This window comes from Micromonospora sp. NPDC050695 (assembly GCF_040654415.1).
Classification (GTDB): domain Bacteria; phylum Actinomycetota; class Actinomycetes; order Mycobacteriales; family Micromonosporaceae; genus Micromonospora.
The window spans coordinates 175,505-197,275 of sequence record NZ_JBFAHZ010000002.1; the positions used below are offsets into that span (position 1 = coordinate 175,505).

18 protein-coding genes and 1 pseudogene are annotated in these 21,771 nt (G+C 73.4%); 8 read left to right on the top strand and 11 right to left on the bottom strand.

The window, feature by feature from the left end; genetic code table 11:
• Window positions 1–11: 11 nt before the first annotated feature.
• Window positions 12–3,053, top strand: a complete 3,042-nt coding sequence (locus tag AB0H52_RS02445) for a BTAD domain-containing putative transcriptional regulator (RefSeq protein WP_357944729.1) — start codon at window positions 12–14, stop codon at window positions 3,051–3,053.
• 7 nt (window positions 3,054–3,060) lie between these two features.
• Here the strand turns inward: AB0H52_RS02445 and AB0H52_RS02450 are convergent, their stop codons facing one another.
• The 5 genes from AB0H52_RS02450 to AB0H52_RS02470 all read right to left on the bottom strand — a co-directional run bounded on the left by AB0H52_RS02450 (window position 3,061) and on the right by AB0H52_RS02470 (window position 10,644).
• On the bottom strand, window positions 3,061–3,615 hold the full coding sequence (locus AB0H52_RS02450) for a dihydrofolate reductase family protein (RefSeq protein ID WP_151489869.1): 555 nt from the start codon (window positions 3,613–3,615) through the stop codon (window positions 3,061–3,063).
• A 73-nt stretch (window positions 3,616–3,688) separates the two neighbouring features.
• Complete coding sequence (locus AB0H52_RS02455) at window positions 3,689–4,231, bottom strand: hypothetical protein (RefSeq protein ID WP_225854480.1); 543 nt, start codon at window positions 4,229–4,231, stop codon at window positions 3,689–3,691.
• 17 nt (window positions 4,232–4,248) lie between these two features.
• The gene (locus AB0H52_RS02460; protein ID WP_357944733.1) at window positions 4,249–6,096 is read right to left on the bottom strand and encodes a prolyl oligopeptidase family serine peptidase; all 1,848 of its coding nucleotides are present in this window, start codon (window positions 6,094–6,096) and stop codon (window positions 4,249–4,251) included.
• Window positions 6,097–7,875 (bottom strand): N-acetylglutaminylglutamine amidotransferase, encoded by a 1,779-nt coding sequence (locus tag AB0H52_RS02465; RefSeq protein WP_357944736.1) that lies wholly within the window; start codon window positions 7,873–7,875, stop codon window positions 6,097–6,099.
• A 99-nt stretch (window positions 7,876–7,974) separates the two neighbouring features.
• On the bottom strand, window positions 7,975–10,644 hold the full coding sequence (locus AB0H52_RS02470) for a carboxylate--amine ligase/circularly permuted type 2 ATP-grasp protein (RefSeq protein WP_357944739.1): 2,670 nt from the start codon (window positions 10,642–10,644) through the stop codon (window positions 7,975–7,977).
• A 197-nt stretch (window positions 10,645–10,841) separates the two neighbouring features.
• Here AB0H52_RS02470 and AB0H52_RS02475 point away from each other — a divergent pair, with 197 nt between their 5' ends.
• Complete coding sequence (locus AB0H52_RS02475) at window positions 10,842–11,495, top strand: GNAT family N-acetyltransferase (RefSeq protein WP_357944742.1); 654 nt, start codon at window positions 10,842–10,844, stop codon at window positions 11,493–11,495.
• Between the two features lie 9 nt (window positions 11,496–11,504).
• Here the strand turns inward: AB0H52_RS02475 and AB0H52_RS02480 are convergent, their stop codons facing one another.
• The 3 genes from AB0H52_RS02480 to AB0H52_RS02490 form a co-directional block, all read right to left on the bottom strand.
• Window positions 11,505–12,368 (bottom strand): hypothetical protein, encoded by an 864-nt coding sequence (locus tag AB0H52_RS02480; protein ID WP_151489862.1) that lies wholly within the window; start codon window positions 12,366–12,368, stop codon window positions 11,505–11,507.
• 114 nt (window positions 12,369–12,482) lie between these two features.
• The gene (locus AB0H52_RS02485; protein ID WP_151489861.1) at window positions 12,483–13,085 is read right to left on the bottom strand and encodes a dihydrofolate reductase family protein; all 603 of its coding nucleotides are present in this window, start codon (window positions 13,083–13,085) and stop codon (window positions 12,483–12,485) included.
• 58 nt (window positions 13,086–13,143) lie between these two features.
• Window positions 13,144–13,596 carry a GNAT family N-acetyltransferase gene (locus AB0H52_RS02490; RefSeq protein ID WP_151489860.1) on the bottom strand — a complete coding sequence of 151 codons (453 nt, stop codon included), beginning with the start codon at window positions 13,594–13,596 and terminating at the stop codon, window positions 13,144–13,146.
• Between the two features lie 300 nt (window positions 13,597–13,896).
• Between AB0H52_RS02490 and AB0H52_RS02495 the strand changes: the two genes are divergently transcribed.
• Window positions 13,897–14,874, top strand: coding sequence for an aldo/keto reductase (locus tag AB0H52_RS02495; protein WP_151489859.1), 978 nt, complete (start codon window positions 13,897–13,899; stop codon window positions 14,872–14,874).
• On the opposite strand, the gene AB0H52_RS02500 is transcribed toward AB0H52_RS02495, so the two are convergent.
• Window positions 14,868–15,632 carry a DUF2071 domain-containing protein gene (locus tag AB0H52_RS02500; RefSeq protein ID WP_357944748.1) on the bottom strand — a complete coding sequence of 255 codons (765 nt, stop codon included), beginning with the start codon at window positions 15,630–15,632 and terminating at the stop codon, window positions 14,868–14,870. The two genes, AB0H52_RS02495 and AB0H52_RS02500, sit on opposite strands and share 7 nt — an antisense overlap.
• A 149-nt stretch (window positions 15,633–15,781) precedes the next feature.
• On the opposite strand from AB0H52_RS02500, the gene AB0H52_RS02505 reads away from it, so the two are divergent.
• From AB0H52_RS02505 to AB0H52_RS02515, 3 genes are all read left to right on the top strand, one after another.
• The gene (locus tag AB0H52_RS02505) at window positions 15,782–16,705 is read left to right on the top strand and encodes a sigma-70 family RNA polymerase sigma factor (RefSeq protein ID WP_151489858.1); all 924 of its coding nucleotides are present in this window, start codon (window positions 15,782–15,784) and stop codon (window positions 16,703–16,705) included.
• A gap of 113 nt (window positions 16,706–16,818) precedes the next feature.
• A complete protein-coding gene (locus AB0H52_RS02510) occupies window positions 16,819–17,703 on the top strand; it encodes an alpha/beta hydrolase (RefSeq protein ID WP_151489857.1) in 885 nt (294 codons plus the stop codon).
• Window positions 17,704–17,822: 119 nt separating this feature from the next.
• Complete coding sequence (locus tag AB0H52_RS02515) at window positions 17,823–18,281, top strand: DUF5709 domain-containing protein (RefSeq protein ID WP_225854470.1); 459 nt, start codon at window positions 17,823–17,825, stop codon at window positions 18,279–18,281.
• 60 nt (window positions 18,282–18,341) lie between these two features.
• Here AB0H52_RS02515 and AB0H52_RS02520 read toward each other — a convergent pair whose 3' ends face one another.
• Entirely contained in the window at window positions 18,342–19,922 is a 1,581-nt protein-coding gene (locus AB0H52_RS02520) for a DHA2 family efflux MFS transporter permease subunit (protein WP_151489856.1), read from the bottom strand.
• Window positions 19,923–20,218: 296 nt separating this feature from the next.
• Between AB0H52_RS02520 and AB0H52_RS02525 the strand changes: the two are divergent.
• Window positions 20,219–20,326 (top strand): annotated as a pseudogene (locus tag AB0H52_RS02525) (transcriptional regulator); the annotation flags it as partial.
• Between the two features lie 165 nt (window positions 20,327–20,491).
• On the opposite strand, the gene AB0H52_RS02530 reads toward AB0H52_RS02525, so the two are convergent.
• On the bottom strand, window positions 20,492–21,295 hold the full coding sequence (locus tag AB0H52_RS02530; RefSeq protein WP_151489855.1) for an AraC family transcriptional regulator: 804 nt from the start codon (window positions 21,293–21,295) through the stop codon (window positions 20,492–20,494).
• Window positions 21,296–21,345: 50 nt separating this feature from the next.
• Between AB0H52_RS02530 and AB0H52_RS02535 the strand changes: the two genes are divergently transcribed.
• The gene (locus tag AB0H52_RS02535) at window positions 21,346–21,768 is read left to right on the top strand and encodes a DUF2000 domain-containing protein (protein ID WP_151489854.1); all 423 of its coding nucleotides are present in this window, start codon (window positions 21,346–21,348) and stop codon (window positions 21,766–21,768) included.
• Window positions 21,769–21,771: the final 3 nt, after the last annotated feature.

Sequence of the window (21,771 nt, forward strand, 5' to 3'; positions counted from 1 at the left end):
CCGGCGATAGGATGTCCGCCGTGCAGTTCGGGGTGCTCGGGCCGCTCGCCGTGACCACGGACGCCGGCGAGCCGGTGGTGGTGCCCGGCACCAAGGTGCGTGCCCTGCTGGCCGACCTGCTGACCAACCGCAACCAGGTGGTGTCGGCGGACCGGCTCATCGACGACCTGTGGGGTGACGACTCCCCCGCCAACCCGGCCGGCGCCCTCCAGGTGCGGGTGTCCCAGTTGCGCAAGGCGCTCAACGACGCCGAGCCGGGTGCCCGCGAGCTGGTCGAGTCCCGGCCGCCCGGCTACCTGCTGCGGGCCGACGCCGTCGACGCGGACCGGTTCGCCGAGCTGACCCGCAGCACCGACGTCGACCGGTTGACCGACGCCCTCGCGCTGTGGCGTGGTGAGGCGTACGCCGACGTGGCGGACGCCGAGTTCGTCCGCGCCGAGGCGACCCGACTGGCCGAGCAGCGCCTCGCCGCGCACGAGCGGCTGGCCGAGGCGCGGGTGGCCCGGGGTGAGCACGACCTGGTCGCCGCCGACCTGGCGGAGCTGGTCGCCCGGCATCCGCTGCGCGAGGGTCTGCGGGCGGTGCAGTTGCGCGCGCTGTACGCGGCCGGCCGGCAGTCCGAGGCGTTGGACAGCTACGCCGAGCTGCGCGACCGGCTCGCTGACGAGCTGGGCCTCGACCCCGGCCCCGAGCTGGTCGCGCTGCACCGCAGGATCCTCGAACAGGACGCCGGTCTGAGCGCGCCGCCGAAGGCCGCGATCATCCGCAACAGCCTGCCGGCCCAGCTCGACGAACTGGTCGGGCGGGCCGAGGCGGTGGCCGAGCTGCGGGCGTTGCTGCCGCGGCAGCGCCTGGTCACGCTGGTCGGGCCGGGCGGCGTCGGCAAGACCCGGCTGGCCACCGAGGCGGCCCGCACGCGGTCCTGCCCGGACGGCGTACACCTGGTGGAGCTGGCCCCGCTGGCGGCCGGTGACGCGGGCATCGCCGAGCAGGTGCTCGGCGTGCTGGACGCCCGGGAGGCCGCCGGCTCGGCCCTGCCCGCGGTCGACCGTCTCGTCGCTGCGCTGCGGCACCGACACCTGCTGCTGGTGCTGGACAACTGCGAACACGTCATCGAGCCGGTGGCCGCGCTGGTCGCCCGGCTGCTGCGCGACGCGCCCGAGGTGAGCGTGCTGGCCACCAGCCGGGAGCCGCTCGGCCTGACCGGCGAGCTGCTCTGGGAGGTACCCCCGCTGACCGTGCCGGACGGCGGTGACCTGGACACGGTCCGGCGCTCGGCGGCGGCGCGGTTGTTCGCCGCGCGCGCCGCCGCGCAGCACCGCGGTTTCCGCCTCGACGGGCGGACCGCGCCCGCGGTGGCGCAGCTGTGCCGCCGCCTCGACGGCCTGCCGCTGGCGTTGGAGCTGGCCGCGACGCGGGTCCGCGCGCTGGGTCTGCGGGGCGTGGTGGACCGGCTCGACGACCGGTTCCGGCTGCTCAGCACATCGCAGCGGGACGTGCCGACGCGACAACGGACGCTCACCGCGGTGATCGGCTGGAGTTGGGACCTGTTGGACGAGGCCGACCGGATGGTGCTCGCCCGGCTGGCGGTGTTCAGCGACGGCGCCGCGCCGGAGGCCGCCGAACGGGTCTGCGGGACCGACCTGGACGCCCTCGCCCGGCTGGTGGACCGGTCGCTTGTGGTGCTGGACGACACCGGCGAGGGATCGCGCTACCGGCTGCTGGAATCGGTCGCCGCGTTCTGCCTCGACCGCCTGGGCGACGCCGACGAGGTCCGGGCGCGGCACGCCGCGTACTACACCGAGCTGGCCGAGCGCGCCGATCCCGAGCTGCGCGGCCCCGAGCAGCAGCGATGGCTGGCGCTGCTGGACGCGGAGACGGCGAACCTGCGTTCCGCACTGGTCCACGGCGGCGGGCTGCGCCTGGCCGTCGCGCTGAGCTGGTACTGGTACCTGCGCGGCCGGCTCACCGAGGCCCGCCGGGCCCTCGCGACGCCCGGCGACGGGACGCAGGAGTCCCGGGCGGCGCCGTGGCGGGTCGGCTTCGCGCTGCTGCGCGGCGACCCGGTCGTGCCCGCCGAGGTGCGCGCCGCGCTGGCCCCCGACCCGGACGGACGAGGCGCCTGGTTCGCGGCGAACGCGGTGATCGGGCACAGCGAGCTGGCCCTGGCCGCGGAGCTGCTGCCCAGCGCTCCCGCCGACGTCTGGACCGAGGCGGCGGTGCTCGCCTCCCGCGCCATGCTCGCGCACGCCGCCGGGGACCAGACCACCCTGGAGTACGCCTCGACGCGCAGTGCCGCGCTGTTCGCCGACATCGGTGACCGGTGGGGCCGGCTCCAGGCGACTGAGTGGGTGGGTGGGCTGGCCGAGATGCGCGGCGAGCACGAGCGCGCGGTCGCCCTGCACCGCGAAGGGCTGCGCTGGGCCGAGGAACTGGCGCTGTGGCCGCAGGTGTGCACCGAGTTGTCCTGGCTGGCCTGGCTGGCGGTGCAGACCCGCGACTATCCGCAGGGGCGGGAGTTGGCCGAGCGCGCGTACCGGCTGGCGGTGGAGCAGGACGCGCCGGGCGCGCTGGTCTTCGCCGAGATGGGCCTCGGGTTCGCCGCCCGCCGCGACGGCAAGCTCGACCTGGCCGTCACCCACCTCACCCGCCTCGCCGAGCGGGGGCGCGGCGAGACGCAGCCCGCGCTCTACCTGCCGATGATCCTGGTGGAGCTGGGGTACGCCGTCGAGCAGGGCGGCGACCCGGACGCCGCGCTCGCCCTGCACGTCGAGGCGTACGAGGCCGCCGAGGCGATGGCCTCCCCCCGGGACGGGATCGGCGCCCTGGAGGGGATGGCGTCGGCGGTGCGCTCGCCGGAGGCCGCCGCCCGGCTGCTCGGTGCGGCGGCCGCCGCACGGCTGACCCTCGACGCCCCGGCCTCCCCGGCCGAACGCGACGAGACCGATCGGGTGACCGAACGCGTACGGGCGACGCTCGGGCGGGACCGCTTCGAGGCGCTGGTCGCCGAGGGCACGAAGCTGGGCCCGGGCGAGGCCCGGGCCCAGCTCTGAACCGTGCTCAGGCGGCCGTCTTCGGCCGGTACGAGGCGACGATCACGCCGCTCTTGTGCACCCGGGTGTCGACCAGGTCGAACGACGCCTTGAAGTCGGTCAGCGGCACCGTCAGGCTCGCCGCGCCCTCCAGCACGGGGTGGATCCAGAACCGGACCTCGTCCACCAGGCCCGCGGTGATCAGCTGGGCGGTGACCGAGCCGAAGCCGTACTGGATGATGTTCCGGCCCTCCTGGGCCTTGAGCGCGGTGACCGCCTCGACCAGGTCGCCCTGGAGCACCTCCGTGTTGTTCCAGGTGGGGTTGGTGAGGGTGGTCGAGGCGACGTACTTCTTGACGTTGTTGAAGTACGCCGCGCCGGTGGTCGGGTCGCTCTCGTCCTGCTGCGGCCAGGCGACGGACATGCCGTCGTAGGTGGCCCGGCCCATCAGCATCGCGTCCGCCTCGTCGGTCTGCTCGCCGGCGAGGCTGATGGCCTCCTCGTCGAAGTACGGCGCGGTCCACATCGGGTTCTCGATGACGCCGTCGAGGGTGATGTAGGTCGAGTTGATGAGCTTGCGCATCGGAATCTCCTGGGTGTCGGTCGTGTTCTCCGGTGACACCCAGAACTCTGCCGGCGCCCGCTTACGATTCGCTTCAGGTGCCCTTACGCGGCTCGGTCAGCGGGATCGGCAGCGCCGGCGTGGCGACGGTGCCGCCGGCGGCCGAGTGCTCCGGCGCGGGGCGCTCGCTGGTGCGGCTGTGCAGCCGCCCGCGCCCCGCCGGACCGGCGCGCCGGGTCACCTCGACGGTCACCATCCGCACCGGCGGCGGCGGGGCGGTGAAACGCCCGACGCCCCACCGCACCCAGATCGGTATCCGGCCGGCGTCCGCCTCCGCGGTCAACTTCTGCACGGTACGGGCCCGGTCGGTGTGGTCGACCTCCACCACCACCGGCGGCCCGTCCGGGCGGGCGCACGCCACGTCGAGGACCGAGTGCCGCTGCTCCATGGGCGGCGGCAACGGCACGACGCTGGGTGCGCGCCGGTAGACCCGCCAGCCCTGCGCCTGCGCCCACCGCGCCACCTCGTCGATGACCCGCGCGGTGACCTCGTCGGTGTCCAGGTCGACGAAGGTCAGCTCGGCGAGCCGATCGCCCAGGTCGGCGGCCAACCGCTCGCCCTGCGCCATGACGTCCACCGGCGCAGGATAACGCCTCAGCCGACGGCGGTCGTGGTCGCGGCGAGGTGCCGGGTGAGCCAGGCGGTGGTGGCCGTACGCGCTGCCTCGGCGTTGTCGCGGCCCAGGAAGTCGTGCCCCTCCCCGGCCAGCACCAGGTGCCCGTACGGGACGTCGCGGGCGGCGAGGGCCTGCGCCACCTGCGCCGACTCGCCGGCCGGAACATTGGTGTCGTTGGCACCGTGGATGAGCAGCACCGGCACGTCGAGTCGGTCGAGGTGGGTCATCGGCGACAGGTCGCGCAGCAGCTCGGCGTCCCGCACCGGGTCGCCGTACTTGCTGACGGCGGCGGCGGCGATCCACGGCTCGGTGCCGGCGAAGAAGGTGTGGAAGTCGGAGATGCCGCACTCGGCCACCCCGGCGGCGAACAACCCGGGGAAGTTCACCAGCACCGAAAGGACCAGGTAGCCGCCGTAGGAGCGGCCGAGGCAACCGAGCTGGCCGGGGCGGGCGACGCCGCTGTCGACCAGGTGGTCGGCGCACGCCGCCACGTCGGCGATGGCCCCGTACCGGCCGGCGAGGTTGTCGGCGGCCACGAAGGACCGACCGAAGCCCGACGAGCCCCGCACGTTCGGCGCGAACACCGCGACGCCCTGCGCGACGAGAGCCTGGAACAGCGGGTTGTAGGACGGTCGTTCCTGCGCCTCCGGACCGCCGTGCAGGCTGATCGCGGTCGGCCAGGGACCCGGCCCGGCCGGGCGGTAGAGCCACCCGGACAGCGGCAACCCGTCGCGGGCGCGCAGGTCGACGAGTTGCGGCGCGACACCGCCGCCGCCCGTACGCGCGTCGCCGGTGTCCGGTCGCAGCGGGCGTAGCGCCCCGCTCGTCGGGTCGACCAGCCACACCTCCCGGGGCTGCACCGGACCCTGCGCGGTGAGGCAGAGCAGGTCACCGCCAGCGGCGAAGACCGCGTCGTCGAGCACCTCGCCCGGGGCGGCGACGGCCCGCTGCACACCGCTGGCCAGGTCGAACAGGCTCACCTCGCTGCGGCCGCCGTAGGTGTTCCACAGCAGCGCGGCGCGGCGCCCGTCGGCGCTCGCGGCGGCGTGCTCCAGCTCGGCGTCCGGCCGCCCGGCGAGCCGGGCCGGCGTCCGCTCCGGTCGGGTCAGGTCCACCCGCACCAGCGCGGCCAGTTCGGAGAACGCGTCGGTGCGGGCCAGCACGCTCGTCGCGTCGGGGCCGAACCAACCCTGGTCGGTGCTGCCCCGACCGGTGTCCGGCAGCAGCCGACGCCGATCCCCGGTGGCCACGTCGAGCAGTTCCAGCCAGCGGGCGTTGCGCGGGCCGCGGCGCAGCAGGGCGGTGCCGGCGTCCGGGGTGACGTCGAGCAGGGTGAGCAGGTCACCCTCGGCGAGCACCCGCCGGTGCCCGGTGCCCGCGTCGATCAGGACGGCCGTGCCCCGCTCGCCGGTCTCGGTGACCGCCAGGACCGCGCCGCCGAGCAGCCAGCCGGACATCGTCGCGCTGCGGCGACCGAACCCGGCGACCTGACGACGCCCGGTGCCGTCCGGACGCAGCACCCACAGCTCGGTGCGGGGCGCGCCGCCCGGTGCGATGACGCAGGCCAGCCACTGCCCGTCCGGGGACCAACTCACCCGCAGCACCGGTTCGGTGCCGGTGGGCAGCGCGACGGCCGCGCCCGCGCCGACCTCGTGGACCCAGACGCCGGGCGTCCCGGCCCGGTCGGAGAGGAACGCCACCCGGCGGCCGTCCGGGGAGGGGGCGGGCGCGAAGTCCTCGCCGGCAGGCAGCGGTGACGGTGCCGTCCGGCGGCCGGCGGGTCGGGCCCGACGGGTGGTACGCGGCACCTCGGTCCGTACGGTCATCTAAACCCCGATCCGCTGCAACCAGAGCTCCAGCAGCCCGAGCTGCCAGAGCGCGTTGGAGCCCAACGTGGTCCGCCGGGCATTCGGCGCGTCCAGCAACTCCTCCAGGTAGTCCTTGCGGAACAGGCCCCGCTCACGGGCCGGCTGGGCCGTCAACGCGTCGCGGACGTCGTCGAGCAGCGGCCCGGAGAGGTGCCGGATGGCGGGCACCGGGAAGTAGCCCTTCGGCCGGTCGATCACCTCGTCGGGCACGATGCCGCGGCTCGCGGCCTTCAGCACGCCCTTGCCGCCGTGGGCCAGCTTCAGCGCCGGCGGACAGGCGGCCGCCAGCTCGACGACCTCGTGGTCGAGGAACGGCACGCGGGCCTCCAGCCCCCAGGCCATCGTCATGTTGTCGACCCGCTTGACCGGGTCGTCGACCAGCATCACCAGGCTGTCCTGGCGCAGCGCCGCGTCGAGGGCGGTGTCCGCGCCGGGCGCGCCGAAGTGCGCGGCGACGAACTCCAGGCTGGCGTCATGATCGAGCATCCACTCCGGCGCCAGGTGCCCGGCGAGCGCGTCGTGGCGACGGTCGAAGAACACCCGGGCGTACGCCTCGACGGCGTCCTCGCGTGCGACGTTCGCCATCGGCGGGTACCAGTCGTAGCCGGCGAAGATCTCGTCGGCGCCCTGCCCGGACTGCACCACCGTGATCCGCTGCGATACCTCCTCGGAGAGCAGGTGGAAGGCGACGCAGTCGTGGCTGACCATCGGTTCGCTCATCGCCGCGATGGCCTCGTGCACGGCGGGCACGAACCGGGCCGCGCCGATGCGGATCTGCTGGTGGTCGGTGCCGAACTGGCGGGCCACCAGGTCGGAGTAGTGGAACTCGTCGCCGCTCTCCCCCGCCGCCGCCTCGAACCCGATGCTGAAGGTGGCCAGACCGGTCTGGCCCTGCTCGGCCAGCAGGGCGACGATCAGGCTGGAGTCGATGCCGCCGGAGAGCAGCACACCGACCGGCACGTCGGCGACCATGCGCCGGCGTACGGCGGTGCGCAGCGCCGTCATGATCCGTTCCTGCCACTCGCCGGCGGATATCGGCTCGGCGGCGGCGCGGGTGAACTCCGGCCGCCAGTACACGGTGTCGGTGCTCCGGCCGTCGGCGGTGACCACCCGCACGGTGGCGGGCGGGAGTTTGCGGACCCCGGCGAGGATGGTGCGCGGCGGCGGCACCACCGAGTGGAAGCTCATGTAGTGGTGCAGCGCCACCGGATCGAGGTCGGTGTCGACGCCACCGGCGGCGAGCAGAGCCGGCAGGGTCGAGGCGAAACGGATCCGGCCCGGCCCCTCGGCGAGGTAGAGCGGTTTGATGCCGAGCCGGTCGCGGGCCAGCACCAGCGTGTTCGTTGCCAGCTCGACGAGCGCGAAGGCGAACATCCCGTAGAACCGCTCGACGCAGGCCGTCCCCCACCGGTGGTACGCCTTGAGGATCACCTCGGTGTCCGAGGTGGACCGGAAGGAGTAGCCGGCGGCGGTCAGCTCGTCGCGCAGCTCGCGGTAGTTGTAGATGCAGCCGTTGAAGACCAGGGCGAGAGCCAGCTCGGGGTCGACCATCGGCTGGGCGCCCGCGTCGGACAGGTCGATGATGCGCAGCCGGCGGTGCACCAGCGCCGCCGGGCCGTGTTGCCACCGCCCCTCGCCGTCCGGGCCGCGGGAGGCCAGGGCGGGCAACATCCGCTCGACGGCCGCCATGTCCGGTGGCGCCCCGTCGAGGCGGAACTCGCCTCCGATACCGCACATGGCACGCACCTCTCATCGGCTCGGGTCCGCTCGGGCCGCTGACCGGTCCAGGTTTGGCGGACCGGGTTGCGCCCCGATGACGTGTGGGTCAAGCGTGGGTTACGGCGACGTCGGATCGTCTCCGCCGAGCAGCCAGGTGTCCTTCGACCCACCGCCGCGCGACGAGTTGACGATCATGCTGCCGGCCGGCGCGACGCGGGTCAGCGCCACCGGCGCCACCTCGGCGGTCTCGCCGAGGAAGACGAAGGCCCGCAGGTCCACGTGGCGGGGGGCGAGCGCCGTGCCGTCGAAGACCGGGTGCGTGGTGAGCGCCACCATCTCCTGGGCGATCCACCGGTGTGGGGCGGCGAGGATCTGCTCGCGGACGGCGTCCAACTCCTCCGCCTCGGCCCGGGGGCCGATCACCACCCGGTCGCCGCCGTACCCGTCGACCGGCTTGAGCACCAGCTCGTCGAGCCGGCCGAGCACCTCGGCCCGCTGCTCGGGCAACCCGCACAGGTATGTCGGCACGTCCGGAAGCAGGGCCTTCTCCCCCAGGTAGTACTCGATCAGCCGGGGCACGTACGCGTACAGGGCCTTGTCGTCGCCGACACCGTTGCCCAGCGCGTTGGCCAACGTCAGCCGCCCGGCGTGCACCGCCGCGAGCAGCGGCCAGCCCAGGGGCACCCCGTCGGCGCCCGGCGCGTGCAGCAGGGCCTCCTCGTCCATCCGCAGGTAGATCACGTCGACCTGACTGCGGCGGCCTTCCCGGACCAGGTGGACGCGGCCCTCGGAGACCAGCAGGTCACTGCTCCCGGTCAGCGGCACGCCCATCTCGTCGGCGAGCAGCCGATGCTCGAACCAGGCGGGATCACCCGGGCCGCTGCTGAGCACCACCACGGCAGGGTCGGCGGCGGCGGCTGGCGCGGCGGCGACCAGCGCCCGGTACAGCATCGCGGGTGTCTCGTCGGCGGGCAGCAGGTCGTCGGGCACCGGCAACTCGGGCAGCACCGTCCGGGTCAGCCGCCGGTTCTGCACCGCGTAGCCAATGCCCGAGGGCACCCGAAGGTTGTCCTCCAGGACGTACCAGCCGCCGGCGGGATCGCGGACGAGATCAGTTCCGGACACCTGGGCGCGGGTGCCCCGCCGACCCATGAGCGCCCCGGTCGGGCGCAGCCCGGGTGAGGATTCCACCACCCAGGCCGGCACCACGCCGTCGGCGACCGCGGCCCGATCGGCGTAGACGTCGCGCAGGAAGGCGTCGAGGGCGCGGGCGCGCTGCACGAGACCGGCGCGCAGCGCCCGCCAGTCGGCGGCGGGCACCACCCGGGGCACCAGGTCGACCGGGAAGAGTCGGGTGCTCGCCTCGCCGGCCACGCTGAAGGTCACCCCCCGGGCGCGTTGCTCCTCGTCCCGGTCGTGCTCGCGGTGGCGCAGGGCACCGGCGCCGAGGCCGCGCAGGGCGGCCAGCAGCGGACGGTACGCGGGCTCCGGCCCGGCCGGGCCGAAGACCTCGTCGGCGGAGCCGGTGTACGTGGGCAGGGCCGGCGCGGGTGGCGCTCCGGGCAGTGGCCCCTGGATGCGTCCCCGGGTCTCGTCGAGGAGCAGGTCGACCACGTCGGCCAGCCGGCCGCGCCGCTCGTACGCCCGCCGCTGCCGTGCGGCCGAGCTGCCACGCCGCAGCGCATACTCGGTCAGGTCCCGGATCTGCTCCCAGTCGCCGGTCGCCTCCAGCTGCGGGCGCAGGTCGGTCACCAGCCGGCGGACCGCCTCGGCGGCCGGCACCGGTCGGGCCGAGCGGGGCAGGTCGAGCAGGTCGCCTTCCAGCCCGGAGCGGGCGGCCCGCCACACGGCGACACGCAGCACCGGCGGCCGGACGGCGGTGCGCTCCACGCCGGCGCGCAGCGCGGCGACCTCCCGCCGCACCAGCGCCCGGAACAGGCCGGTGAGCAGGACGATGGTCTCCACGTCGGCGTTGGCGTCGGTGATCCGCAGTTCCACGGTGGGCACGTGGGCCGACGGCCGGACATCGAAGTAGATCATGGCCGGGTCGGTGATGGTCTCGGAGGAGATCAGCTCGGCGACCAGTGCCTCGTGGTCCGCCGCGCTGGTCACCTCGCCCGGGTCGCCGGCCGTGGGCCAGCGCTGCCAGACCAGCGACCGGACGCTGGCGTAGCCGCTGTCCTGTCCCATCCAGTACGGCGAGCTGGTGGACAGGGCGAGCAGGACCGGCAGCCACGGTTGGACGCGGCGGGTGACGGCCACCGCCAGGTCCCGGTCGGACACCCCGACGTGCACCTGCGCGCCGCAGATCAACTGCTCCCGGGCGAGCATCTGGTATTCGTCGAGCATCCGCCGGTAGCGGGAGGTGGGAGTGACGCTCGGGTCGCCGTCGGCGCGCAGCGGCACCGTGCCGGCCGCCACGATGCCCAACCCGGCCCGGTCGGCGACTGCGACGGCGGCCTGGCGCAGCCGGGTCAGCTCGGCGCGGATCTCGTCCAGGGTGCGGCAGACCGCGGTGTTGGTCTCCACCACGCTGCGGTGCAGTTCGGCGGTGAACGAGGTCGCCGGCAGCCGGTCGAGCAGTTCCCCGGCGCGGGGCACCAACTCCCGGGTGTGCAGGTCGACGACGTGGAACTCCTCCTCCACGCCGATCGTGGCCAGGTCCGCCGGGTCGCCGTCGTCCAGCGACGGGGCCGGGTTGGGGCGGGGTGCGGGCAGTGCCAGGCCGTTGCCGGACCGGCCCAGCGGCCCGTCGAACGTCGGCGCGTTCGTGGTGTTGTCGGCCATGGTCACCCCGGTTCGCGTGTCGGTGTCTCGACTGTCCGACGAGCGTTCCCAGGGTTGGTACCGGGGGTGTTTCCGGCGCGTTAAGGTGACGCACCGTTCTGCCCGCGCTGCTCAGCGACGGCGGAGCCTGGAGCGGCGTGCTCTCGATGAGGCACAATCGACGAACATGATCAGGCGGATCATCGCGGAGGCACCGCATGACTGACGGCGACGTCCGGATCGTGCCCGCCAACGAGGCGTCGTGGGAGGACCTTCAGGACGTCTTCGGCACGGCCGACGCGGGGCGGTGCCAGTGCCAGTGGTTCAAGGTCAGGGGCTGGCTGTGGCAGGCGTCCACCCCGCAGGGGCGGGTCGCGGCGTTTCGCGAGCAGACCAGGTGTGGTGAGCCGGACGCCAAGGACACCAGCGGGCTGATCGCGTACCTCGACGACCAGCCGGTGGGGTGGCTGGCGGTCGAGCCGCGGACGGCGTACCCGAAGCTGCGCAAGCAACGGGTGCCCTGGCTCGGCCGCGACGAGGACAAGGACGACGACGGCGTCTGGGCGGTGACCTGCCTGGTGGTCCGCAAGGGCTACCGGGGGCGCGGCCTCACGTATCCTCTGGCCCGCGCCGCGGTCGACTTCGCGCGGGAGCGTGGCGCCCGGTCACTGGAGGCGTACCCGATGCTCGCCGAGGCCGGCAAGCAGATCACCTGGGGTGAGGCTCACGTCGGGGTCCGGCAGGTCTTCGAGGAGGCCGGGTTCACCGAGGTCAGCCATCCGACCCTGCGCCGCGTGGTCATGCGGATCGACTTCGCGGACCACCGGCAGGGGTCGGATCAGGGCGAGGGCCCGACGCCGGGTCGGGTGTAGGCAGCCAGGTCAGCGCCGCCGCCACCGGAAGCGCCGCGAACCGGCGGTGGCCTCTTCCCGGCCCAGCAACTCGGCGGCCACGCGCAGGTTCTGGGCGGGCTGCTCGGCCGCCGGCCCCAGCAACTCGACAAGTCGGTTGCCCAGCGCCAGCACCACGGCGGCGCGATCGGTGTCGCCGATCATCGCCAGGCACCGCGCGTACACCCCGTAGGTGTTCGCCATCTCCCACAGGCTGAGCGGACGCGCCGGGTCGAGCAACGCCTGACGCAGCTCGCAGGCCCGTGACGCGGCGAGGGTCGCCTCCCGGACGCCGTCGACCGACGACGGCCGGGTGAGGTGGCGGTGCAGCAAGGCGGTCGCCTGGTTGTGGTACGCCGCCCCCATCGCCTCCCGGGTGCGGGGCCCGGCCGACGGCGGAGCGCCGACGGCGGTCAGACCCACCGCCACCGCCCGGTCCAGCAACTCTCTGCGCGTGGCGGGCTGACCGGCGGCGAACGCGACCTCTGCGAGGTCCACCAACGCGGTGATCAGTTCGGCGAGCGCGTCGTCGCGGGGTGGGGCAGCCACGTTGCCACCCTCGGCCGCCACCGCGTCGTACACCCGCTCGAAGATGGCGACCGCCTCACCGCCCGGCGCCATGCCCTGCCCGGCCCGGCCGCGCGCGGACAGCAGCATCCCGTGCCGCCACAACGCCCGCGCCAACTGCTGCTGGTCGCGGCGGTCCGGCTGCCCCGGGCCGTCCACCGCCCGCCGGTAGGCGTCGATCACCCGCCCCCACATGCGGTCCGCCTCCGCCCAGGTGGCCTGCCGCCGCGACAGCTCCCGTGCCTGCTCGAACAGCTTGCCCCGCTCGTCCGGTCCCACGTCCCGCACCGCCCTCCGTGCCAGCCATCCGCGACACCGCCGCCGCAGACAGTGAACGTCATCGATTCTAGGGCGACCGGCGGCGCATCCCGGCCCACGCCGAGCGGGGCATTTCCCGGGTGCTCAGGCCGATGGGCGTATCCGGTAGGCCAGGTGGGTGACGCCGACGCCCTCGACGACGCTGATCGGGCCCTCCAGCTGCAGTGGCGCGATCTTCAGGCGGGCGAAGAGCGGGATGCCGGCACCGAGCACCACCGGGACGAGGTCGACGTGCACCTCGTCGAGCAGGCCGGACTCGACGACCTGCGCCGCGATGGTGCCGCCATTGACACCGACCTCCTTGGCACCGGCGATCGCCCTGGCCCGGTCAACGGCGCTCTCGATGCCGTCGGTGACAAAGACGAAGGAGTCGCTCTCCGGCTCCCAACCCTCGGGCACGCGGTGCGTGGCAACCACGACGGGCACGTCCAGCGGATGCCGACCACCCCACCCATTGGTCATGTCGAACAGCCGCCGGCCGACGACCAGCGCGCCGGTCCGCTCGGTGAAGTCGCGCAGGTGCCGGGCGCTCGCGGCGGACGTCCGGAACGTCAACTCGGGGTTGGCCGTCGGCGTCTCGACGTCGCCGCCCTCGTACCACTGGAAGAGGTACTCGAAGCCACCGTGGGACGCGTCCGCGATGTAGCCGTCCAACGACATCGTCGCCCGGGTCGTCACCTTCGTCATCGATCCGCTCCTTGTCGGTGCCGTGTCGGCTCGTCGGTGGGGCCGGTGCGCCCGGCCCTCACCCCATGGTCGAAGCCGGAGCCACCCCTCGCGACAGGTCCGGCGAACCACCCATCGGCTTCGTGCAGAGAACGTCGGGCTGGGGCGCGTAGCCCAGCGCCTGCCAGAACCGGAGCGCGGCCGTGTCCTCCGGCAGCACCAGCAGGTTCACCCGTGGGCAACCGAGGGCGGCAAACCGCCGCTCCAACTCGGCGACCAGCAGGGTGGCGATGCCGCGACGGCGGTACGCCGGGTCGACGGCCAGCCGCAGGATCATCCCCCGGCGGCCGTCGTAGGTGCCCAGCACCACCGCCGCGACGGTGGCGTCCACGTCGGCGACCAGGAAGAGCTGCGGATCCCGCGTCAGTGTGGCGGTCAGCTCGGCGCGGGGCAGCACGCCCCGTCCGGTGGCGGTCCACAGAGCCACGACGCGGTCGTAGTCGGACCAGACGAACTCACGAACGCGGATCAAGCGCGACTCCTACAGGACGGTGCCGTAGGCGGGCTGACCCGCCACCTCGTACGCGGCGTAGACGACACCCGCCTTGGTGGTGCGCGACCCGGTCAGCCGCAGCCCCGCCGGGCCCGCCGGGGCCCTGCATCACACCGTCCAGGGACAGGAACGTCCCCACCACCAGTTTGCTCGCCATGTCGCGGCTCCCTCCGGTCGCAGGCAGCGACAGTCGTCACCACGACGGACCCTACGGGGCCGTGACCCTGCGTGCATTCCGGCCGCGCCGGCCTTCTCGCGATCCGGCGTAGCGTGGGGTGCATGCGAAGCACCACGCTGGGCAGCACCGGCCCCGAGGTTGGCGTCATCGGTCTCGGGTGCATGGGCATGACCCACGGATACGACATCAGTGGCCCCCGCGACGACGACACCTCGATCTCGGTCATCCACCAGGCCCTCGATCTGGGCGCCACCCTGATCGACACGTCGGACGTGTACGGGCCGTACACCAATGAGGAACTGGTCGGGCGGGCGCTGGCCGGCGGGCGACGGGAGCGGGCCGTCCTGGCGACCAAGGCCGGCCTGGTGGCCACCGCGTCCACCGGTGGCCCCGGCAACTCCCCCACGATCGGCAACAACGGCCGCCCGGAGCACATTCGTGCGGCGATCGACGCCAGCCTGCGGCGGCTCGGCACCGACCACGTCGACCTCTACCAGTTGCACCGGGTCGACCCGGAGGTGCCCATCGAGGAGTCCTGGGGTGCGATGGCGGAGGTCGTGAAGACGGGCAAGGCACGGCAGATCGGGCTGTCCGAGGTGACGGTGACCCAGATCGTGCGAGCCCAGGCGGTGCACCCGGTGGCGTCGGTGCAGTCCGAGTTGTCGCTGTGGACCCGCGACCCGTTGACCGAGGTGCTGCCGTACTGCGCCGAGCAGGGCATCGCCTTCCTGCCGTTCTCGCCGCTGGGCCGCGGGTTCCTCACCGGCCGGTTCACCTCGTTCGACGACCTGCCCGCCGACGACTTCCGCCGTGGCCTGCCGCGTTTCCAACAGGACGCGTTGCGGGCCAACCTGGCCATCGTGGCCCGGGTCCGCGAGATCGCCGACCGGGCGGGCCTCAGCCCCGCGCAGGTCGCCCTCGCGTGGGTCGTCGCCCAGGGCCCCCACGTCATACCGATCCCCGGCACCAAGACCCCGAAGTACCTGGTGGACAACTGCGCGGCCGGCGACGTGCGGCTCGCCGCGGAGGACCTGGCCGACCTGGACGCGCTGCCCGCGCCCGAGGGAAGCCGCTACTGAGGCGCCGGCGGCCCGGCGCCGCCGCGCCGGGCCGCCACCGGCGTACCGAACCGCACCCCGACACCGGGCGAGTACAGCACGCTGACCGGCGGGTCGACCGGCGCCGGCAGACCGGCGGCGGCGACCAACTCGTCGTCCAGGTGCAGCACCTCGGCCCGGTGCAGCGGCCAGCGCGGATGCCAGTTCGGCAGGTGCAGCGTGCGCCCGTACACCCGGGTGTGCAGCCCCCACCGGGCGGTGACGAAGTGCTCAAGGGGTGTCGGGTCGTCGATCCGCTCCCCCACCCGCACGGTCATCCGGCTCGTCGTACCGGCCGGGCCGGGCCAGCGCCGCCGGCACCGGTAGGTACGGCGGTCACCGTCGCGGTCCAGGCGCATCGACGACCAGAGGTACGGCAGACCCAACGTCACCCGCGCCACCAGCACCGGCACGAGGCGGGACGCGTCGAGCGAGCGGAACACGACCGCCCGCCGGCCGGTGTCGTCGACCGAGTAGAGCCGGACGTTGGTCTCCCAGAAGGTGCCGAGGTAGGGCACCCCGGGGCCGCGACCGAAGCCCAACCGCACCATCCGGAAGGCGATCAGCCCGACGTAACTGACGCCGCCCAGCGTGTCCGGGCGTGTTCCGGCGGGCAGCAGCGGTGCGACGAGTTCCGGGGCGACGGCCCAGTGCAGGAAGGTGAGGTCCTCCCAGCGCTGGCGCAGAAGCGACCAGGGGAACGCCTGCCGGGGCTCGTGGTCGACCGGTTCGATGTCCACCCCCTCATCCTGGCTCAGGCGATGGCGACACGGCGGGCACGCTACGACCGGGGTGGGACAGCCGGCGCGACGTGGAGCGGCTGCGTGACCGCCGTACGCTTGATGAGGGCGCCGGATCCCCACGAAGTCGATTCTGGGAGGAACCGCGCGTGACGCACGGTGACGCCGATCTGGTACTGCTCGCGCAGGCCGGAGACGCGGGGGCGCTGGGCGTGCTGCTGGCCCGTCACGAGGCCGGGATGCGGGCCGTCGCGTTGAGCATGCTCGGCTACGGCCCGGACGCCGAGGATGCGGTGCAGGACGCCATGGTGGTGGCGCTGCGGCGCATCGGTGAGGTCCGCGACCCGGCGGCGGTCGGCCCGTGGCTGCGCACCATCGTCCGCAACAACGCCCGGATGACGCTGCGTGGCCCCCGGCCGTTCCCGGTCGCCGAACCGGAGTGGTTCACCCTGCCCGCCGCCACCCCCACCCCGGAGGAGGCACTGGACCAGGGCGTCCTGCGTGACTGGGTGTGGCACGCCATCGACCGACTGTCCGAGCCCGACCGGCTGGTCACCCTGCTGCGGTACTTCAGCGACGCCTCCTCGTACGACCAGATCGCCGCCGTGTGCGGCGTGCCGGTCGGCACCGTCCGCAGCCGCCTCAGCCACGCCCGTCGCACGCTCGCCGGCGGCCTCCGGGCCTCGGCCACCGCGGCGCACACCGACCTCGGCGCGGTCAACGCCGCCCGCTGGCGGGAGGGCCGCGACATGATCGCCACGGCGATGCGGGGCGACTTCGACCGGGTCGTGCGGGACAGTTGGTGGCCGGACGCCGAGATGATCGTGCCGGGCCGCCGGCGCGGAGGCCCCGACCTGGCGATCGGCGGCATGACCAGCGACCTGGAAGCCGGGGTACGCCAGCGGCTGCGCAACGTGGTGGCCAGCGGCGACGTGCTGATCTGGGAGACCGACCTGATCAGCCCGCCCCACGATCCGGAGCACTGCCCACCCGCGGCCCTGTGGTTGCAGCAACTGCGCGGCGGACGGGTGGGCCGGTTCACCCTCTTCCACCCCGTTCCGGCGCTGGTCTGAGAAAAGTTTCCGGACCGAGCGAACTTCGCGACCGGCCCGCGCATCTGGTCCGTGTCAGTCACCAGTCGCGCGGCGACACACGGCGCGCGGGTCCACGGATCGGGAGATAGCACATGGGTTCCACCAGCCACGACGTCGGCACGCTCAGCCCGGGTGCGCACACCTTCACCGTCGACGGTGTCCGGCAGGTCTACCACGTCGCGGGCACCGGCCCGGTGTGCGTGGCGCACTCCGGCGGCCCCGGCATCGAGTGGGCCTACCTGCGGACGCCCGGCCTCGAGGAACACTTCACGATGGTGTACGTCGAGCCGGTCGGCACGGGTGCCTCGGGGCGGCTCGACAACCCCGACGACTACCGTCTCGCGACGTATGTCCGGTTCCTCGACGCGGTGGTCGAGCACCTCGGCGAGCCCCGGGTGTACCTCCTGGGCCACTCGCACGGCGGTTTCGTCGTCCAGCGGTACGCGCTGGACCACCCGGACCGGGTCGCCGGCCTCGTCCTGTACGACACCTCACCCGTCACCGGCGCCGAGTTCTGGGCCGAGGCGATGGCCAACCTCGCCGCGTACCCGCAGCGGCACCCCGACCGGCCGGAGGCGACGGACGTCCCGCACGCTTTCGAACGCTACGGTGTCGCCGCCGACGACGAGGCCCTGGCGACCGCCCTGCGCGCCGCCATCCCGGTGTACTTCGCGGACTTCTGGGGTCGGCAGGCCGAGTTCGCCCCGCTCCAGGCGGCCGTACGGGTCTGGATGACGCCGGCCCGTTCGAACGACCCCACGCCGTTCGACGTGCGGGACAGGCTCGGTGAGATCACCGCGCCGGCCGTGGTGATCGTGGGCGCGCACGACTTCATCTGCGGCCCCCGTTACGCCGAGGAACTGCACGCGGGCCTCAAGGACTCGCGCCTGGTGGTGCTGGAGCAGAGCGGGCACTTCGCGCACGTCGAGCAGCCGGCGGAGTTCACCGAGGCCGTGGTGGAGTTGCTGACCCGCTGACCCGCCCGCGCGCCGCGCCCCGAGGTCCGTTCGTCACAGCGGGCAGCCCTCGGGGTGCGGCGACGTTGAGTGGTCATAGGCTTGGCACTTCGCTGCGCCGTGACGAAGGAGAGACCGCCGTGAGCCAGACCGAGCGGATGGATTCCGTCGACGAGTGGAACGTGGCCGAGGACGATGGCGTCCTGGACGCCTCCGACACCCTGGATGACGGGGTCGGCGACCCCCTCGACACCGGCATCGTCGCCGAGGACCACTGGACGGCGGCGAACCGGTTCGGCACCACCCCCGCCGAGGAGCGGGCCGGGGAGTCCCTGGACCAGTACCTCGCCCAGGAGGAACCGGACATCGACCCGTACGCCGAGGGCGGCGACGACGAGGACGAGCTGACCCGCCGGGGGTACGAGGCCGAGGGCCGCGCGGGCCGTCTCGTCGCGTACGACGAGGGTGTCCGCGAGGACGACGAGGCCGACTCGGTGGCGTGGGACGCCGGGATCGACGCGGGCGCCGCCAGCGCGGAGGAAGCGGCGGTCCACCTGGTCGACGACCCGAACGGGCCGGGCGACGGTCCGTTGCGCTGACGCCGTATCCGCCGCCGCGCTCGACTCCCCGTAGGGACGCCGAGCGCGGCGGCGGCGTACTCAGTGGATGACGACCGGCGTCTTGACCTGCTCGCCCTGCTGGTCGTCGAGCTGCGCCGGCTGACGTCGGCGCGGCAGCAGGGCGGCCGGGATGAACGTGAGCACGACCAGCGCGAACGCGACCCAGAACGTGGTGGCGAACGACTTGGCGGCGAAGTCGAGCCCGCGCTCGATGATCGACGGGTCGACCGGCATCTGCTGGAGCAGCTCCGGACGCTGCTGGGAGGCGATGGCCAGCCCGGCCTCGGTGACCGGCTTGCCACTCTCGTCCACCAGGCCGGGGATCGGCCGGGAGCCGTTCAGCTCGTTGGTGAGGATCACCGACATCACGGCGGCGCCGACCGACCCGCCGATCTGCTGGAGGATGTTGACCAGCGTCGAGCCACGGGCCACCTCCTGGGCCTGCAACGTCCGCAGCGCGGAGGTCATGATCGGCATCATCGTGCCGCCCATGCCCAGACCCATCACGAACAGCGACCCGCCGAGCAGCCAGTACGAGGTCTGCGGGTCGACCTGGGTGAACCCGAAGAAACCGACGACGATGAGCCCCAGCGCGAACGGCACGGTACGCCCGATCGGCACCCGGTCGGCCAGCGTGCCGGCGATCGGCATGGTGATCATCGCGCCGATGCCCTGCGGGGCCATCAGCAGGCCGGCGGCCAACGTCGACTCGCCGCGCACCTGCAGGAAGTAGCTCGGGAACAGCAGGCCGGCGCCCATGAACGCGATGATGAACACGAACAGCGTCAGCGAGGCGATGGTCAGACTGCGGTTGCGGAACAGCCGCAGGTCGAGCAGCGGGTGCCGGGGCTTGAACGAGTAGAGCACGAACGCCACCACCAGCGCGCCGCCGACCAGCATCGGCGCCCACACCTTCGCCTCGGCGAACGTGCCCGCCTCCGGCAGCGACGAGACGCCGTAGAGGAACAGGGCGAGACCCGGCGAGAGCATGAGCATACCGACGAAGTCGAACGACTCGGACGGCTCGGGCGCGTCCTTCGGCAGCGCGAACTGCGCGTAGATCAGCGCGACGACACCGATCGGCAGGTTGATCAGGAAGATCCAGTGCCAGCTCGCGGTGTCGATCAGCCAGCCGCCGAGGATCGGGCCGCCGATCGGGCCGAGCAGCATCGGAATGCCGAGGACGGCCATCAGTCGGCCGATCCGGTGCGGCCCGGCCGCGCGGGTCATGATGGTCATGCCCAGCGGCATGAGCATGCCGCCGCCGAGGCCCTGCAACACGCGGTAGCCGATCAGCTCGCCGATGCTGTCGGCGGTGGCGCAGAGACCGGACCCGATCGTGAACAGCGCCAACGCCACCATGTAGAGACGTTTGGTGCCGAACCGGTCGGCCGCCCAGCCGCTGAGCGGGATCACGGTGGCCAGGGCGAGGGTGTAGCCGGTCATCGTCCACGCGACGCGGGCGTAGGACGCGTCGAACTCAGTCTGGAATGTGGGCAGCGCCACGCTGACCACCGTCACGTCGAGGATCGACATGATCGCGCCGAGGACCACGACGCCGGCCACCTTGAGCACTGCGGCGTCGAGTTTGTCCGATGTCGCGACGGATTGCTGTGTCACAAACTCTCCTGAAGTCGGTTGAGCCGGCCGATGGTGGGCGGTGGCGGCGATGCCGCGCCGACCAGGCGCGGGGCGCGGCGTACCAGGACGACGACGCGCCGAGGAAGACTAACCGCCAGTTGTGACGATTCGCCGCCGGATTTCGTGACCGTCCGGTGGCGCATCCGAACGGCCGTCCATTTACAGCCGCTCGTCGGGGTGGCGATCAGCCAGCAGAACCACCGGCCACGCCGTTCCGCGCCACGCGGTGCGGGCCGACCACGTGAACCCGGGGAATGATGCGGATCCTCGACCGGATGCACGACACCCCGGCCCAGGTGGTGAACCACCTCGGCGAAACCCTGGCGCAGACCGCGCCGGCCATTGCCCTACTCGGTGACGAGACCCGGTACAGCGGGTTGGCGCACAGCGCGCACCACCGCTGGTTCACCGACCCAACGGCACGGCAGCTGCACCCGGAGTCGCCTGCTCGTGGCACACCTGCACGCGGCGTACACCCCGCGACGGGCGCGGCTCGCGGGCCGCCGCGCTCGTCGCCGTCATCGGCGGCCAGCTCGTCTGACCGCCGATCAGCTCCGGGCCGGGTAGCGGGTCGGGCTGACGCCCAGATACCGCCGGAAGTGACGGGTCAGGTGCGCCTGGTCGAAGAACCCGGCGGCCGCGGCGACCTCGGCGGGACGCTGCCCCGCGAGGAGCAGGCGACGGGCCAGCTCGACCCGCCGACCGGTCAGGTACGCGTGCGGCGGCAGCCCGTGCAGGTGGCTGAACGCCCGGACCAGGTGCGTCGGGTGGGCGTGCAGCAGCTCGGCGGCCTCGCGCAGGGTGACACCCTCGACGGTCCGGGCGTCCAGCAGCTCCCGTAGTCGGACCGCGAGGCCACGCGCGGGCGGCGGGACACCGGCCGGGGCACGCGCGCCGAGTTGCTGGCGCAGTCGGTCCAGGATGAGCGCGAGCCGGCTCTCCGCCTCGAACTCGTCCCCCGCGTCGCCGAGCGCCTGATGCAGGTGGTGGATCCGGTCTCGCAGGCGCGGATCGGCCAGGTCCGGTTGGTCGACCGCCCGGCCGACCAACGCGGCGTCGAGCGCCGAGGTGTCGAGGTACAGGACCCGCTTGCGGAAACCGTTCGCCGTGGCGGAGCGGCCGTCGTGCGGCACGTACGGCGGCAGCAGCGTGACCGATGTGCGCAGCGCGCCGTGCCGGTGCCGGTCGAGGTCGAAACGGACCGCGCCGTCGTCGACGATCAGCAGCGTCCACACGTCGTGGACGTGCCGCGGGTACGCGTGGTCCACGAAATGGGCGTGGAAGACCTCGGCGACCCCGGCGACGGCGGGTCGCCAGGCGCTGACCTGGGAGCCGGCCGGGCGGGTGGCCACGCTAAGAACGTACAAGACCGGTCGGTGTCGGGGCGGGCAGGCTCGACGCCATGACCGAACCGATCCGCTTTCCCACCAAGATCGCCGTACTGCTCCGTAACGACCTGGCCGGCTGGCAGCGGCTGAACGTCACGGCCTTCCTGGTCAGTGGCATCGCGAACGCCGAGCCGGTGCTGCTGGGTGAGGAGTACCGCGACGCGGACGGCACCGGGTATCTGCCGATGTTCCGCCAGCCGGTGCTGGTGTTCGCCGGCGACCGGGCGACGCTGGCCGGCGCGCACTCGCGTGCGCTCGCCCGTGGGCTGCGGCTCGCGGTCTTCACGTCCGAGCTGTTCGCCACCGGCAACGACCGGGACAACCGCGCCGCCGTGCAGGCGGTCGGCCGGGACAAGCTGGACCTGGTGGGGCTGGCTCTGCACGCGGGGCGCACCGTGGTGGACAAGGTGCTCAAGGGCGCGTCCATGCACCCGTAACGG